Below are 16,291 nucleotides of genomic sequence, written 5' to 3'. Positions count from 1 at the left end.
TGTTGCTGCCAGTTCACCTGGCAATCTTCCCTTGGGCAGGATTGGCCGGTTCGGCCTTCCCCCGTTTCTGAGAAGTCGGTTGGCCACCTGTCGCGCTTGGGAGCTTGCTACGGCGGCGATACTGAACGGCATTGAGGAGCACGGCGAGCACGATGACCGCGCCCGTGAACACTGTCTGCCAGTAGGATGAGATGCCGATGATCACCAGACCGTCGGACAGGAAGCCGATGACGAAGGCCCCGAGCAGGGTTCCGCGGATGTTGCCACGGCCGCCGGTCAGTGCCGCGCCGCCGATGACGACGGCCGCGATGGCCGTCAATTCGTAGGTGGTGCCCGCGGTCGGTCCCGCCGACGTCAACTGCGATGACAGGATCAGGCCGGCAATAGCGGCGCAGATGCCTGACAGCACATAGACCGAAATCTGCACCGTCTTGACCGGAACGCCGGACAGTTCGGCCGCGCGCTCGTTGCCGCCCGAGGCGTAGAGCCAGCGCCCGAAGGCGGTGCGGTTCAACACGATGCTGCCGATCAGCGCGATGACCACGAGAACCACGACGCCCGTCGGCACGCCGAACAAGCGGTTGAAGCCAAGCGCATCGAAGCCGGTGTTTCCGAGCTCCGGCTTGCCGCCGAGATTGTTATAGGTCAGGCCGCTGGTCATCAGCAGCGCCAGGCCGCGCGCCATGTACATGACGCCGAGCGTGGCGACGAACGCCGGAACCTTGAAGCGCGCAATGAGCACGCCGTTGATCAGCCCGACGACCGCGCCCAGCATGCAGGCCAGCACCGCAACCACCCAGACCGGCGGATAGAGAACGACGCCCAGCCAGGTCAGCGTCACCCCTTGCATCAGGAATCCGGCAACGACGCCGGCCAAACCCAGCGTCGACCCCACCGACAGATCGATGCCGCCATTGAGGATGACGAGCAGCATGCCGATCGCGAGGATTCCGAAGATGGCGACATGCGAAGCCATGGTCAGGAAGTTCGCCACCGAGAGGTAGTAGGGCGACAGGATCGAGAAGACGACGATGATGACGATCAGGGCAAAGAAGGCCCGGCCCTCGAGCAGCAACTTGGCGAGATCGAAGCCTTCGCTCGCGCTTGGACTGGACTGTTTTCTGGCCTGGCTGACGTCGGTCATGGGTCTGGGCTCCGAAATTCTGGTGATCAGGCGACCACGGCTTCGCCGGAGGCGGCCATGATCTGCTCTTTGGTGGCGTTGGCGCCGAATTCAGCTGAAATCCTGCCACGCCGCATGACGACGATGCGGTGGGCAATGCTGAGGCATTCGTTGACCTCAGAGGTCGAGAAGACGACCGCAAGCCCTTGAGCGGCGCGTTCGCTCAACAAGCGGAAGACCTCGGCCTTGGCGCCAACATCGATGCCGCGGCTCGGCTCGTCGAGGAGGATGACCTTGGGCTTGGTCGTCAGCATCTTGCCGATGACGACCTTCTGCTGATTGCCACCCGACAGCGATCCGATCATGGCGTTGCCACCTGCGGTCTTGACAGTCACCTTGCGGATCGAGTCTTCGACCAGCTCTCGCTCCCTGGAACGGGACAGAAACAGCCCCTTGGCGAACGCCTCGATGCTGGCAAGCGAGAGATTGCGGCCGACGGTCATCGTTTGCACCAGCCCGTCGCGCTGGCGGTCCTCGGGGACCAGCACAAGCCCTCTGGAGATGCGCTGGGCAATGCTCAACCCCGAGACGTCCTCGCCTTCCAGAAGCGCGCGACCGCCCGCCATCGGCACTCGTCCGGCGACGGCCTCCAGCAATTCCGTGCGCCCGGCGCCCATTAGCCCATAGATGCAGACGATCTCGCCGGCCCTGACGTCCAGCGACAGGTGATCGACGACGGAATAGCCCGAGCCCGAAGTGTCAACGACGCTGACGTCCTCGATCGAAAGGGCGACCTCGCCGAACGCATGACCGGTCGGCGGCGAGCCGAGATCGAAATTCTCGCCGACCATGTTGCGCACGATCCACTCGAGGTCGATGTCCCTGGCTTCGGCCGTTGCCGTTATGGCGCCGTCGCGCAGGACAACGGCGTAGTCGGTGATCTGCAGCGCTTCTTCGAGGTGATGTGAAATGTAGACGATGGAGACGCCGCGGCTGGTCAGATCGCGGATCACCTTGAACAGCACCTCGACCTCGGTTGCACTGAGCGCGGAGGTCGGCTCGTCCATGATGAGGATGCGTGAATCGACCGACAGCGCCCGCGCGATCTCGACGATCTGCTGTTGACCCAGGCGCAGATCCTCGACGAGAGTCATCGGGTCGATGTCCTCTTCGAGATCGGCCATCAGCGCGCGCGCCTGGCGCGATTCTTCGGCGAAGTCGAGGCCGGTTCTGGTGCGCAGTTCGCGGCCCATGAAGATGTTGTCGCGAACGCTGAGGTTCGGCGCCAGGCTGAGTTCCTGGTGGATGATCGAGATGCCGCGATCGCGCGCGTCCGAGGATGAGGAGAAGCTGACGAGATTGCCGTCGAGCACGATGTCGCCGGATGTCGGCGTGACGACGCCGGACAGGATCTTCATCAGCGTCGACTTGCCGGCGCCGTTCTCGCCGAACAGCGTCGTGACCTTGCCGCGATGGATGTCGAAATTGACGCCCTTGAGCGCATGAACGCCGCCATACGACATGACGATGTTGCGCGCCGAAAGCACGGCGTCGCCGGTCGCGGGTCCGGTGTCTGCAGCCGCGCTCATTTGACCTCCAGCCTCACCGGAGTGACCAGCCAGCTCTTCGGGTTGACCAGCTTGAATGCGCCTACCACCGATACGGTCTTGCCGGTCAAGGTGCTGGTGTCGACCTTGGCCAGGACTTCCTTCTTCATCTCGTTGTTCAACGCCGAACCGGCGTCCTGGTATTCGATCTGGTTGGTGAACTGGCCGAATGTGATCTTGCCGGTGGCGTCGCGAAGCTCGGTGCCGTTGATCGCCGGTCCCGTTTGCACCCGGATCATCAGCGTGTCCGGCACGCCTTCGACGGCGACCTTGTAGATGCCGGATTTTCCTTCGCCGACGACACCGGTGAACTTGACCGAGATGACCGGTCCGACGCCCGCTGGCACGCCATATTCCTTTTCCGCCGTCGCCCTGTCCTTGGCGATAGCAGCAGCCACCGTCACCGCGTCGGCGGCGCGTGCCTCGACATCGGCCTGCACCTTGGGAAACTCCGACTTGCCGTAGTCAGCGGCGGAAAAGACGGCGCTGCGGACATCGCCGGCAGAGCCGATCCTGACCACCTTGGTGTCGAGCGCCATGGCGCCGAGCAGGACGACAACCGCGGCGCCGGCAAGTGCCCGACGCAGGGCGGGCGAAGCCGGCCTGGTCGATGCGGTGGCGGCTTTCGCGCTCATGACGCAACCGCCAGCAAGGCTGATCCGCGCTTGTCACGCATTTGACGATCCTCCGTTCACATGGCGCTTCGCGCCATTGGGTTTGTTCTGTTCGACAAGGGCACGAGCGGTGGACTCGTCGGTGATCAGGCCGCTCAGATAGCGGCTTTCGAGCACCGCTTTGATGGCACGCACTTTGATCTTGCCGCCGGCGACGGCGACGATCCGGCGGCCCTTCAACTGGTCCCGCGGAAGCGCGAGAATTCTGTCCGACAGCGCCGTTTCCACCGGGCGCCCCTTGTCGTCGAAGAAGTGGGCGAGCAGCTCGCCGACGCCGCCATCGCGTTTCACCTCATCGATTTCGGAATGTTCGATCATGCCGGTAGCGACCAACGAAGCTTCCCGCTCGGCGGTCCCTATGCCGACGAACATCAGGTCGGACCGGCTTGCGAGGTCGAAGACATCGCTAATGCCGCGCTGACCAAGCAGCACTTCACGGTCCTCGGCGGTGTTGGCGACGAAAGGCACCGGCATCACATAAGCCTGCGCGCCGGTCCGCTCGGCCAGCCGATGCATGACATCGTGCGGGTTGGCCGCGAATTTGCGCGTCACGCCGCCAAGCAGCGAGACGAAACGGATATGGGCAGCGGCGGTGCGCGTCAGATACTCGACGCTTGCGGCAAGGGTACGGCCATGGCCGACGCCGATCAGCATGTCCTCGCCGCGATCGATCTCTCGTTTCAGAAACTGAGCGCCGGCGATCCCAAGCGCCTTCAGCGGCAGCTCGTCCTGATCGAGATCAGGAACAACCTCGCAGTAGTCGAGCCCGTAAGCAGTGATCAGCTGCTGCTCGAGGTCGATGCATTCGCCGACATCGCCGTCGATGATCACCCTGACAAGGCCATCCTGGGTGGCCCGGGTGATGAGCCGATGCGCCTTGAGGCTGGTCAGGCCGAGCCGCTTGGCCACCTGGGCCTGCGTCAGACCCCCGGCATAGTGAAGCCAGGCCGCGCGGGTGGCGAGGCTGGACTCATGATCGCGGTTAGTGGCTCCGCCGGATTTCAAGACATCTCCTCCCTGAGATGATATTATTATCTTTGTGTGCAAAAATTTTCACATCCCTGCATCGCTGTCAATCCCTCGCCGGATTTGGCGCATGCACATATGGGGAATTCACAGGTCTCGCCCTTCCCGAAACGCCGGTCTGCCGGCATTTCGGCGGGCAACATCGACCTATTAGGAGGTGAGCATGTTACTCGATCATACGGCTATGTTAATTTAACGTCAATCTGTGTTATTTCGTGCCTGAGCCAGTAGAATTGCACAGCCATCGGCTATCTAATTTTTTTCTAACTAGCTGTTTCTCCATAATAATATCTGACATCGGCAAAATCCCAATCCACCTGTGAGTTGAGCGATTGGGGATGCGGCGCATCCTTAGGCAAACCGACCGGATTGCCTTGGGAAAGAGCATCGGCGACGGAATGATCAGCCCAGCCGCATCAGGTTCCGGTCCTCGAGTTCCAGGGCGGCGGCCTCGACTTCCTCTGCGAGGCGCCCGGCGCTCCAGCCCAGCGCCCGTCCGGCAATCGTCGCAATCTCCTGCAGATCCCGGCCCGTCAGTGACCCTGATATCGCCAGGGTGCTGCGGCGCATGACGATATCGGCCAGATGTTCGACGAACTCGGTGCGGACGATGTAGTCAATTTCCGATCGGCTGTAGCTTTCTGAATCCGGCAGTCGGCCCTCATCATCCGGCTCATGTGTGGCGATCTGCGTGGCTCTGGTGCCATATCGCGACAGCAGCGCCTCGAGACGCCGTTCTCCAGCGCCCGTCTCCGAGTGAGCCAGAGCCAGCCAACTTGCTCGCGCTGCAGCATCAGCCGGGAAATCCCTGCCGCCGCCGATCGGCATGGTCTGCGTCGTCACCTTGCGGCTGCGCTGCAGGCGGCCGAGCACGGTGTCGGCGACTTCCTCGGCGAAGCCGCGAAAGGTCGTCCACTTGCCGCCGATCAGCGAGATGACTGCGAAAGGTCTGTTCCGATCCGGCTCGGCGACGGGCGCCGAGTGGTCACGGCTGATCAAGCCGGGCACCGATGCATCCGAGGCCGGCAGCGGCCGGATGCCGCTATAGGCATAGACGATCTGGTCGCGCTCGAACGCCATCCCCGGCAGCAGCGTCCGTACGCTGTCGAGCAGGTACTCGACTTCGTCAGGTTCGCAGCGCACCGCGTCGGGGTTGTCGGCCTTGATGTCGGTGGAGCCGACCAGCGCCAGGCCGAGATAGTCGTAGACAAGGCAGATGCGGCCGTCATCGGCTTCGAAATACAGCATGCGTCCGGCCAGGCTTTTGACCAGCTCGTCGTGCTTCAACAGGATGTGCGAGCCCTTGGTGCCGCCGATCATCTTCGACGGCGCGCCTAGCGAATCGTTGACATCGTCGATCCATGGACCGGCGGCATTGACCACCAGCTTCGGCCGCACCGAAAAGGCCGCGCCGTTTTCCGGCTGGAAGGTCAGCACGCCATCGGCGGACTTCGCCAGCGCCGTGTAGTTCGCGCTGGCCGAGGCCTCGTTTGCCTGCAGCCCATCGAGGATCAGTTCGAGCACGAGCCTCTCGGGGTGGCTTATCTTGGCGTCGTAATAGGTGCCGGTGGCGACGATCGAGGGGGCGAGCGCCGGCATCTCACTGAGCGCCTGGCGCCGCCCGACCATGCGGTGACGCGGCATGACCTGGTTTCGCGAGCCATAGAAATCATAGATCATCAGGCCGATCTTGATCAGGACGGCGCCACGGCTGCGCGGCGCGCTGGTCGAGCCGAACAGCGTCCGCAGCGCCGCCAGCATGCCCTTGCTCCAGGAGAAGATCGGGATGACCGTTGGCAGCGGGCTGACATAGTGCGGCGCGTTTTTCAAAAGCAAATTGCGTTCGAGCGTCGACTGCGCCACCAGCCTGAACTCGCCGGTTTCGAGATATTTCAGACCGCCATGAATGAGCCGCGATGGCGCAGCACTCGTGCCGGAGCCGAAATCCGCCTTGTCGACGATCAGGCAGCTGACGCCTTGCGCGCACAGATCGCGAAACAGCCCTGCCCCGTTGATGCCGGCGCCAAGAATGACGACGTCGACCTCCCCGGCTCCGGCCATGGCGGCCAGACGCCCGGCTGGATTTTCCGTACGTATTGCTTCGCTCGAGCTCATGGCGCTTTCGTCTTGACGATGCGCAGCTTCACGCCGGCCCGTTCGAGGGCTTGCGCCCGCGCATCGCCCAGGCCTTCGGTCGCCAGCACGACATCGAAGCTGGTCAGATCATCGAAGACATGCAGCGCGATCCTATCGAACTTGGCATGGTCGATCAGAAGGATACGCTTGACCGATGCGGCCATCATCGCCTGCTTGACCCGCACGACATTGGGATCCTGGATGAAGGCGGTGGTTCCGGTGATGGCCGAAGCCGAACAGATCAGCACATTGGCGCGAAGCTGTGCCACCGCGTTCTCGCAGACGATGCCGATATAGGCGTTGTAGGTGTTGTGGTACTGGCCGCCGAGACAGATGAAGTCGAGTTCGTCGACATGGGTCAGCAGTGCAGCCGTCGCCACTGAGTTGGTGATGACGGTCAGCGGCTTGACGTCGAGCAGGAGCGTAGCGACCGCATTTGCCGTTGACGAATCGTCCAGCATCACCACCTGGCCAGCTTCGATATAATCGAGTGCTGTCCGCGCCAGAGCATCCTTTTCGGCACGGTTGACCGTCACCCGGTAGCGGAAGGCGCTTTCGTAGAGACCGGAAGGCTGAACCGTGACCGCACCGTGCAGCTTGCGCAACACGCCCTGCTGCGCCAGCCGGTCGATGTGCCGGTGGATGGTCATACGCGACACGCCGAAATGCTCGACCAGATCGTCGATGCGTACCTGGCCGAGCTTGATCACATAATCGGCGATCTCTTCGCGTCGTTCGTCGGCCTTGATCATGCGCTTCCCCCGGTGTCTGGCCGCGCCAGTTTCTCGATGTCAGGCCAATGCGGTTCGAGCGCACCGGCTATGCGGCCATAGAGGGAAAAGCGCTCGTTGAACACAGCACTCGAGGCCGGCACTGGCTCGTATTGGCGCGCGGTCATGCCGACTTGCCTGGCGCCTTCTTGCGGCGTCGCGAAGATGCCAACCGCCGCACCCGCGCAAAGCGCAGCGCCAAACGCCGCGGCCTCGTCGGTCGAGGTAACGATGACCGGGGCGTTCAACACATCGGCAAACATCTGGACGAAGGCCGGATTGCGCGAGCCGCCGCCGGTCAGGCGGATTTCGCTGATGGCAAAGCCGTCGCGCAAGGCTTCGACATGGGTACGATGATTGAAAGCAATGCCCTCCAGAACCGCCTTGAGCATATCGCCGCGATTGTGCCAGCCATGAAGGCCGACAAAGCTGCCGCTGGCGACATCGCCAAAGGGGGAGCCGAACAGATAGGGATGAAACAGGATGGTCGACCGCTTTTTAAGCGCCTCGTCGATCTCTGTTGCCAAAACCTCGTGGATCGAGCCACCACCGACCGATGCCCTCTCCTGTTCCGAGCGGCAGAACGTGTCGAGAAACCAATCGTAGTTCGCGGTCGAGGCCGGCGAGATCGCCATGTTGTTCCAGCGGCCGGCGTCGATGGCGTTGCGACAGAGCCAACGCGGGTCGACGCGCGGTTGCGAAGAGACCACTTCGTTGATGGAATAGGTCCCGGCGACAATGGCAAGCACACCCTCCTCATGGCCGCCCATGCCAAGTGCGGAGGCAGTTACGTCATGCAGGCCGCTCGCCACTGGTGTCCCCTTGGCAAGGCCGGTCATGTCGGCGGCCTCGGCGGTAACGTGGCCGGCGATCTCGGCCGAATGCGCCATCGGCGGCAGCGCGTCGAAAAGATCGTCCAGTTCGAAGATGCGCATCGCTTCCAGCGCGTAATCCTGCGTGCGGAAATCCGTGAATGAGGTGCTGGCCTCGGTACGGTCGGTGCCGATCGTGCCGGTCAGGCAAAAGCGCAGCCAGTCCTTGCAGGCCAGTATATGCCCGATGCGGCCATAGCGGTCGGGTTGGTTCTTCCTGATCCAGGCCAGCAGCGCCGACGGAGCCGAAACGTGCGGCGCCTGTCCGGTACGCGCCAACGCATTTTGGAAGACCCCATCCGCCGACCATTGTTCGACAATCTCGCCGGCGCGGCTGTCAAGCGACAGGATACCGGGGCCTAGCGGCCGGCGATCCTTGTCGAGCAAATAGAGACCATCGCCGTGTGCGGTCGCCGCCACCGCCTTGATATCGTTGGCGGCCCGGCCGCACAATGCGATCGCTTCGCGGATGGCATCGGCGGTGGCTTGCCATAGCCTTGCCATGTCGCGCTCCACCCAGCGCGCATGGGGCATCGACTGCGGGACGCGCCGGCGCGCCACCGACAACTGCGTGCCATCGGCATCGAAGATCACCGCCTTGGTGACCGTGAGACCGTTATCGATTCCGAGCAAACTGGGCATGGGCGCCGCCGCTTTCAGCAACTGGTGAAGGGCGCTGCAAGGCAAACCTGCAGGTTGGGATAGGGATGACAGGCATGACGACAATCAACGAGCAACGGTGATACAAAAGCGACGCATCCGACGCGGTAAAAAGACCATAGTAGCATGTTAAGTTAACGTCAATACGTGAGATATTTTGCGGATATGTCTGACGTCATCTGCGACGAAAATTGCCATCCCCTCGTACCGCATCCGATGCGGACGAAGTTCCGGCTAGTGCCCAACTGGCCGGATAGGCTTCAACCCCGCGCTGGGAGCCAGAGAGCACGGTACGATTGACGCCGAACGCGCTTCGACTGGCTTTGCGAGTTCCTGCGCAACGACCGGACAACCCGCACCGCTTCGGCGCCTTCAAAGAAAACGCGACGACTCAAGAAGCTCAGCCACCCCGTCCAGTTCCTTGTGCAGGCGATGCCAGCGACGGTCGAGATAAACAAGCGAATGCGCCTCCGGGGGGACCTCGTCCGGCTGTACCTCGCCGTCAAGGAGTTCGGCCGCGACCAGTGTCGCGCCCTCAATCGGCAGAACGCCGAGCCGACGGGCGCGGAACCAGGTCGAAACGCCGGTATAGCGCGGTTCGCCGGTGGGCAGCCGCGCCCAGGCGCCTCCCGGCGGGAAACGTTCCGCGCCGCTGGACGCGCAGAGCTGCGCCAGGTCGATATCAGTGAAGCGCAGCAGGTGGATCACCATGGTCTCGGCCCGCAGCAAGGGCTCGGACGAAGTCGATTTCATCGAGAGCGAGAAGGCGACGACCGGCGGCGCGGCACTTACCGAGATCAGCGAAGACACGGTCATCGCCACCGGCCTGTCGCCGGGATCGGCAGTGATGACCGCGACACCGGCCGGATGGTGGCGAAAGGCTTCGCGGAAGGCGTTGGTCATGGGGTGCGGGATGCTCATCGACATGTCTCTTCTGCAGCATGAAAAAGGGGCCGGACGGCGTCCGCTGTCCGGCCCTTGCAACTACTTCTTCTCGATCAGGTCGTAGAACTGCCAGGTTCGATCGCTCCACACGCCGCCGATGTCGCGGCCGGCCGAGGTGACGATCGACGGCGCGATGGTGAAGTGGTTGGCCGCTACCATCATCTCGCGGAAGGTGCGCTGGATCACACCGGCGCGGAGCGATGCGCCGCCGCCAGCGCGGTAGGCGAAGTTGCAGATATCGACGCCAACCTCGTGAATCTCGGATTTGGCCAGATGGACAAGGCTGATCTGCCGCGTCGACACGCTATTGCCGGCCTCGACCGTCGCCTCGATGTCGCGCCAGACTTCGAAGACGAAGGCGCGGGCAGCGCGATAGCGGGCTTCGGCGCGGCCATAATCGTGCCAGAACTTCTCGCTCTCGCCGATCAGTCCGGCGCGGCCGGATTTGGTGCGGGCGAACTTGGCGATCTCGTCCAGCATCCGCCGCCCGGTACCGAGCGCCCAGCCGGTATGACCGATGGCGGCGAGGCCCACGACACCGAGACTGAAGAACTCCTTTTGGCGCAGCGGCGGTGCGGTCAGGATCGGGAAGACGAGATCGTCGGCGATGAAGACATCCTCGGCCGCATAGTCGATGCTGCCGGTGCCGCCGAGGCCCAGAACGTCCCAATTGCCGAGCTGCTTGTGCTGCGAGATCGGCGCATGGGCGCACATGATAATCACATTGCCCTTGTCGTCCTTCGCGGGCTTGCCGGTGCCGTCATCGACGAAGGCGGCACTGTGGCTATAGGTGGCGTGGCTGAACCCGCTGCCATAGCTCCACTTGCCGTTCAGCCGGTAGCCGCCGTCGACCTTCTTCAGCATGCCAAGCGGCGCGCCCTGCCCCGAGAAACGGTTGTCGGTGCCCGGCGCGAAAAGCCGCTCGACCGCGCTGTCCGGCAGAAAGGCCGCCGACATCGCACCGATGCAGCAATGCACCATGGAAACCCAGCCAGCCGCTCCCGAATACCAGGTGATCGTCTCCAGCAGTTCGAGACCATGGGTGGGTCGCAACTGCGCGCCGCCGAGGCTCTCCGCGGCGAAGATATGCGACATGCGCAACGGCTTCAGCAGCTCGAACGTGGCCGAAGTCAGTTCGCCGCTCTCCTCGTCGGCGATGGCGTTGGCTTCCAGGGCCGGCCCGATCTCCGCGATCTTCGTCAGCAGGTCGCGATAGTCGGTGGTCGTCCCCCACGAGCCATGCTTGATGGGTTTGTTCATTGTCTTCTCCTCCTTTTTCAAATGCGGTCAGCCGGCGAGGAAGTCGCCGATCTTCCTGAGCGTTTCGGATTTTTCCTGCATGACGAAATGACCGGCATCCTCGACCAGGATCAGCCGTGCATCGGGCAGCGCCTCGACGAAGAGCGGCGCCTGGCTCGCCGGCAGCAGACGGTCCTTGGTGCCCCAGACGACCAGCGTCGGGTTGGTGATGCGCGCCAGGAAGCGCCGCAGGTTCGGATGGCCCATGCCGAATGGCATCAGTAGCCGGCCGAGCGTGTCGCCTTCGCGGACGCGGTCGGCGCCGAAGGCCTCGGCAAAGGCGGGGTCTGAGCCGTCCGGGAAATAGCGCAGCGCCACCGAGACGTCATGCGCCAGATAGGCCGGCAGCTCCTGCGGCGCGACCGCGCCCAGATCGGTGGCCGGATGCGCGGGGTCGTTGAGCCCTGCCGGCGCGATCAGCACCACCTTGTCGAAACGCTCCCGCGCAAGGCCGGCGAGCTCGGTCGCCATCCAGCCGCCCATGGAAAAGCCGATGAGATGAGGCTTCTCCGGCAGGTTCAGAACATCGAGCAGGTTCAGGTAGTGCAGAACCATGTCGGACATCGCAGCGACATGCGGCGCCGGGCCAGAAAAGCCGAAGCCCGGATGGCTCGGGCAGAGCACGCGGAAGCGGTCGGCGAGGCCCTCCGCGAAGTCGAAGCCTTCAAGCGTCGAGGCGCCGTGCAGGAACAGCACGGGCTTGCCTCTACCGATGGCCTTCACCACCGTTTCCGTGCCGCCGATATCGTATTCGAGGGTTTCGAATTGAACGGCCATTTTCACTCTCCTCAAACAGGTGCGGCCTCAAACAAGGTCCGGCTGGATCAGCACTTTGCATTGCGTGGTGCGGCGGCGAAGGCTCTCGAATATCTGCGGAACTGGCGAGAGGTCGATCCGGTCGGTGACCAGAGCTTGCGGTGCGAAAGGTCCGCCGCGCAGCGCATCGAGGGCGACGCCGAATTCGTTGTGCTGATGGAAGAAGACCGAGAACAGCAGGTTCACTTCCTTGGTCAGCGCAATGAACGGATCCCATTCGTCGCCGCCGATACACAAGCCGACGCCAACCACCGTGCCCTGCAGCCGCACCGCTTCGACCGCCGCGCCGATGAGGCCGCGCTTGCCGACGCATTCGAAGACAATGTCTGGCGCTCCGCCACAGAGATCGGCGAGGTTTTCGGTCAGCTTTTCGCCCGAAAGCGCGAAGCCGGTCGCGCCGAGAGCAAGCGCACGCTCGCGCTGATGGCCGTGGATGTCGGCCACCACGACACGCGACGCCCCCATCCGCCGCGCCCAGAAGGCGACGAGCAGTCCGATCGGCCCAGCGCCCAGGATGGCGACCCGATCCCCCGGCTTCATGCCCGAGCGGACGATGCAATGCAGAGCGACCGACAGTGGCTCGGCCAACGCACCATCCTCGAGCGCCACATCGCCGGGCAGGATATGACACTGGCGTGCGGCCACGGTCGCGTATTGCGCATAGCCGCCGCCGATCAGCTCCATCTCGCGACAGCGCGCCGGATCGCCGCGCTCGCAGGCTTCGCAGTGTCCGCAACCGCGCATCGGCGCGACGGCGACACGGTCACCGATCCGAAGGCCTGTTGCCTCCGATCCGACCGCGACGATGTCCCCAGAGAATTCATGGCCGAGCACGAAGCCTGCCTCGATGCCGAAAGGCACGGGGTCCTCGGTGATATGCAGATCGCTGCCGCAGATGCCGCAGGCGGCGACACGCAAGACGACCTCGCCCGGTGCCGGCGTCGGGTCCGGCACCGTGCCGATCCGCAGCGGGACGCCGACCCTATCGAAGATGGCGGCTTTCATGAATCCTCCTCGTCAGCGGTTCGGGTCGACGAGCTTGCGTCGGATCGGGAACCATGGTGCATCCCACCGTTTCGAGATCAGGCCCCAGATGCCCGTCCGGGCGTAGAGCGCGACCAGAAGCGTCATCAGGCCGAGGACAACGAAATAAGTCGCGCCGTATTCGCCGAACCAGCGGTCCGCGATGAAGAAAATCAGGGATCCGATCAGAACGCCCTCGATGGAGCCGATTCCGCCGACCATGACGATGAAGATCGCGACGTTGGCCCACATCGGATCGAAGGCCGAACCCGGGGTGATGCGGAGCTGCGCCATGAAATAGATCGCCCCGGCAAGACCGCAGCCGACCGCCGACGCGACGTAGATCAGGAAGCGCAGCTTGACGACATTCACGCCCTGGCTTGCGGCCGCGACCGGATTGTCGCGCATGGCGATCAGCGCAAGGCCGAAGCGCGAGCGAAGCAGCCAGTAGCTGCCGCCCAGCGTGACGAGCAGCATCCCCGCGCAGAGCAGCGACATGGCGACATTCCGCTCGAAGGCCGAATAGTCCTTCATCACGCGAAGCGACATGCCCGCGCCGGAATTGACGAGCGGCAGGTTCGAGGCGGTCAGCCGGAAGACCTCGGCCACCACCCATGTGCCGATCGAAAAATAGGGGCCATCCAGGCGATGCAGCAGCAGGTAGATCGGCACGGCCAGCGCGGCCGGCACCAGCAGCGAAAGGAAGACCGCCACAAACGGATTGATGCCGTAAGTCTGGGCCAACACGAAGAGCGCATAGCCGGCCGCTCCCATGAAGGCATGCTGACCCACCGAGACGAGGCCGGCATAGCCGGCGAGCAGGTTCCACATCTGAGCGACGGCGATGTAGCAGCACAGCACCAGAATCGACCGGATCGTGCCGGTCGAGGCCCACCATGGCATGGCGGCGACACCGATCAGCGCCAGCACAGCCAGCGTCATCGCGATGCGACCGGACCGGGTCTGGCGCTGGACCAGGACCTCAGGCACCTCGGTTGCCACATAGGGGATCGCACTCATGACAATGCCTTTCCGAACAGGCCCTGCGGGCGGGTCGCCAGCACGATCAGGAAGACGATATGTCCGGCGAGCACGCCGAAGCCCGGATCGATGCGGAAGCCGATGGCCTGCGAGATGCCGAGGACCATCGAGCCGGCGAAGGCGCCCCATACCGTCCCCATGCCGCCGATGATCACCGCTTCGAAGGCGTAGATCAGCTGGGCAGGTCCGTCGGCCGGCGCGACGGTCGACCGCAACGCCTGGAAGACGGCTGCAAAGCCGAGGATGCCGACCGCTGCCGCTGTCGCCATAGCATAGACGGCGCGCGGATTGATGCCGGTCATCGCCGCTGCCTCGACATCGGCCGACGCGGCGCGGAGCGCCCGGCCAAAGCGCGTGCGCTTCAGCGTCAGGTCGAGGCCTCCTGTCAACCCCGTGGCGACGGCCAGCACGATCAGCGGCAGGAGGCCGACATAGATACCGCCGATCTCGATGGATTGACTCTCTATTCCATGGCCGGGCAACGATCGGCTGTTCGCGGACCATATCTGCAGCATCAGGTTCTGCAGCGCGATCGAAAGTCCGAAGGTGGCGATCAGCGAGGGCAGCGGATCGCTGCCCACCACGCGGTTCAGCACGGCCTTCTGCAGCACCCAGCCCATCAGCACCGCGAGCGGCACCAGTAAGATCAGCACAGGCAGCGGTCCCAGACCCCAGGCCGTGGCTATCGAAATGCCTATCAGCGACAAAAGGATCACCAGATCGCCATGGCTGATGTTGACGATCCGCATGACGCCGAACATCAGCGCCATGCCGAGCGCATACTGGGCATACATGCCGCCCAGCAGGACTCCCTGCACCAAGGCGTCAAACCACTCCATGGCCTGCTCCAAAATAGGCTTTGCCGATCTGCTCACGCGTGATCTCGGCGGACCTGCCGGTCAGGGTCACGCGCCCCTCCAGCATGCAGTAGAGGCGGTCCGTAGCGGTTCGGGCGAGGCCGACATCCTGCTCGACCACGATCATCGCCGTTCCGGTGGCGCGGATTTCGGGCAAGGCGGCATAGATCTCGCGGATCACCTTCGGCGCAAGACCAAGGCTGATCTCGTCGCAGAGCAGCACGCGCGGCTGGCAGAGCAGCGCGCGGCCGATCGCCACCATCTGTTGCTGTCCGCCCGAGAGGCTCTGGACCTGCGTGCGGGCCTTCTCCTTTAGGATCGGGAACAGCAGGTGCAACCGCGGCAACGTCCATCCGCCCTTAGCGCCCATGCGCGCGGCCTGGTCGATGGCGACGCGCAGATTGTCCTCGACCGACATGCCGGTGAAGAGCCGACGGCCCTCCGGCACGATGGCGACACCCTTCTGGACCATGCGGTCGGTGGTGGTGCCGCCAACGGCCTCGCCGTGCAGCAGCACCATCTCGCGCGCAACCGGGAGCAAGCCCATGATCGAACGCAGGAGTGTGGATTTTCCTGCCCCGTTAGCGCCGATCAAGGCCACGGCCTCACCCTGGTGCAGCTCGATGTCGACGCCGTAGAGCGCCTGGAAATCGCCATAGCGGGCCAACAGGCCGTGGGTGGAAAGAACGGCCGTCATGCCTCGATCCCCATGTAGACGCGCTGGACCTCGGGCAGCGCAATCACTTCGGCTGGCACGCCTTCGGCGATCTTCTCGCCGAAGTTCAGCACCAACAGCCGGTCGGCCACCGCCAGCAGCGCGTGCAGCACATGCTCGATCCACACAATGGTGATGCCGCGGTCGCGTATGCGGCGCACCAGCGCCACCAGCGCCTTCGATTCATCGTCGGTCAGCCCGCCCGCGATCTCGTCCAACAGCAGCAGCTTCGGATCCGACGCCAGCGCGCGCGCCAGCTCCAGCCGCTTGCGATCGAGCAGAGTGAGCGCGCCGGCCGAGACATTGGCCTTGTCGGAGAGCTCGCAATCGCGCAGGACCTGGGCGCAGAAAGCATAGCTCTGCTTCTCGGACCGGCCGCCGCCGAAAGCGGCGGCGACCAGCAGGTTTTCGAAGGTGGTCATGCCGGAATAGGGACGCGGGATCTGATAGGTCCGCCCGATCCCCATCTGGCAGCGCCGGAAGGGCGGCTCGCCGCGAAGCGCGGTGTCGCCGAGCTGGATCTCGCCGCCGGACGTCTTCAAATCGCCGCTGATCATGTTGAACAGCGTCGTTTTGCCCGCCCCATTCGGGCCGAGGATGCCCAGCACCTCGCCCCGATGCACGTCGAAGCTCACCTCATGCAGGACGCGGACAGCGCCGAAGGACTTCGACACGCCGTGCGCTTTCAGCAGGATTTCCCTACCCATAACTCTGCCCGCGTTCCCGC

Annotated in this window: 15 protein-coding genes; all 15 read right to left on the bottom strand. The window is 63.9% G+C overall.

All coding sequences use genetic code 11. The features are described 5' to 3' along the window. Positions 1-13: 13 nt before the first annotated feature. Positions 14-1,144 carry an ABC transporter permease gene (locus NP503_RS12955; protein ID WP_127268473.1) on the bottom strand — a complete coding sequence of 377 codons (1,131 nt, stop codon included), beginning with the start codon at positions 1,142-1,144 and terminating at the stop codon, positions 14-16. Between the two features lie 26 nt (positions 1,145-1,170). Beyond that, positions 1,171-2,712, bottom strand: coding sequence for a sugar ABC transporter ATP-binding protein (locus NP503_RS12950; RefSeq protein WP_127269796.1), 1,542 nt, complete (start codon positions 2,710-2,712; stop codon positions 1,171-1,173). Further along, positions 2,709-3,365 carry a DUF2291 domain-containing protein gene (locus NP503_RS12945; protein WP_127269798.1) on the bottom strand — a complete coding sequence of 219 codons (657 nt, stop codon included), beginning with the start codon at positions 3,363-3,365 and terminating at the stop codon, positions 2,709-2,711. Before NP503_RS12945 ends, NP503_RS12950 begins: the two co-directional genes overlap by 4 nt. Before the next feature lie 33 nt (positions 3,366-3,398). Then, positions 3,399-4,409: a sugar-binding transcriptional regulator gene (locus NP503_RS12940; protein ID WP_127269800.1), complete on the bottom strand. Its 1,011-nt coding sequence runs from the start codon at positions 4,407-4,409 to the stop codon at positions 3,399-3,401. Between the two features lie 423 nt (positions 4,410-4,832). Beyond that, a complete protein-coding gene (locus NP503_RS12935; RefSeq protein ID WP_127269802.1) occupies positions 4,833-6,545 on the bottom strand; it encodes a glycerol-3-phosphate dehydrogenase/oxidase in 1,713 nt (570 codons plus the stop codon). After that, complete coding sequence (locus NP503_RS12930; RefSeq protein ID WP_127269804.1) at positions 6,542-7,318, bottom strand: DeoR/GlpR family DNA-binding transcription regulator; 777 nt, start codon at positions 7,316-7,318, stop codon at positions 6,542-6,544. Before NP503_RS12930 ends, NP503_RS12935 begins: the two co-directional genes overlap by 4 nt. Then, complete coding sequence (locus NP503_RS12925) at positions 7,315-8,850, bottom strand: FGGY-family carbohydrate kinase (RefSeq protein WP_127269806.1); 1,536 nt, start codon at positions 8,848-8,850, stop codon at positions 7,315-7,317. The genes NP503_RS12930 and NP503_RS12925 overlap by 4 nt, the downstream gene beginning before the upstream one ends. A 390-nt stretch (positions 8,851-9,240) precedes the next feature. Next, the gene (locus tag NP503_RS12920) at positions 9,241-9,795 is read right to left on the bottom strand and encodes a flavin reductase family protein (RefSeq protein ID WP_236383135.1); all 555 of its coding nucleotides are present in this window, start codon (positions 9,793-9,795) and stop codon (positions 9,241-9,243) included. Between the two features lie 57 nt (positions 9,796-9,852). Further along, complete coding sequence (locus NP503_RS12915; protein ID WP_127266423.1) at positions 9,853-11,073, bottom strand: acyl-CoA dehydrogenase family protein; 1,221 nt, start codon at positions 11,071-11,073, stop codon at positions 9,853-9,855. Between the two features lie 27 nt (positions 11,074-11,100). Next, positions 11,101-11,889, bottom strand: a complete 789-nt coding sequence (locus NP503_RS12910; protein ID WP_127266424.1) for an alpha/beta fold hydrolase — start codon at positions 11,887-11,889, stop codon at positions 11,101-11,103. 27 nt (positions 11,890-11,916) lie between these two features. Next, complete coding sequence (locus NP503_RS12905) at positions 11,917-12,933, bottom strand: zinc-binding dehydrogenase (RefSeq protein WP_127266425.1); 1,017 nt, start codon at positions 12,931-12,933, stop codon at positions 11,917-11,919. Positions 12,934-12,945: 12 nt separating this feature from the next. After that, positions 12,946-13,971, bottom strand: coding sequence for a branched-chain amino acid ABC transporter permease (locus NP503_RS12900; protein WP_127266426.1), 1,026 nt, complete (start codon positions 13,969-13,971; stop codon positions 12,946-12,948). Beyond that, positions 13,968-14,831 (bottom strand): branched-chain amino acid ABC transporter permease, encoded by an 864-nt coding sequence (locus tag NP503_RS12895; RefSeq protein WP_127266427.1) that lies wholly within the window; start codon positions 14,829-14,831, stop codon positions 13,968-13,970. Before NP503_RS12895 ends, NP503_RS12900 begins: the two co-directional genes overlap by 4 nt. Next, positions 14,818-15,546 carry an ABC transporter ATP-binding protein gene (locus NP503_RS12890; protein WP_127266428.1) on the bottom strand — a complete coding sequence of 243 codons (729 nt, stop codon included), beginning with the start codon at positions 15,544-15,546 and terminating at the stop codon, positions 14,818-14,820. The genes NP503_RS12895 and NP503_RS12890 overlap by 14 nt, the downstream gene beginning before the upstream one ends. Continuing rightward, a complete protein-coding gene (locus NP503_RS12885) occupies positions 15,543-16,271 on the bottom strand; it encodes an ABC transporter ATP-binding protein (protein WP_127266429.1) in 729 nt (242 codons plus the stop codon). The genes NP503_RS12890 and NP503_RS12885 overlap by 4 nt, the downstream gene beginning before the upstream one ends. Positions 16,272-16,291: the final 20 nt, after the last annotated feature.

The organism is Mesorhizobium sp. SEMIA396, from assembly GCF_024518615.1.
Taxonomy (GTDB): domain Bacteria; phylum Pseudomonadota; class Alphaproteobacteria; order Rhizobiales; family Rhizobiaceae; genus Mesorhizobium.
This window is presented reverse-complemented; position numbering and strand designations above follow the sequence as displayed.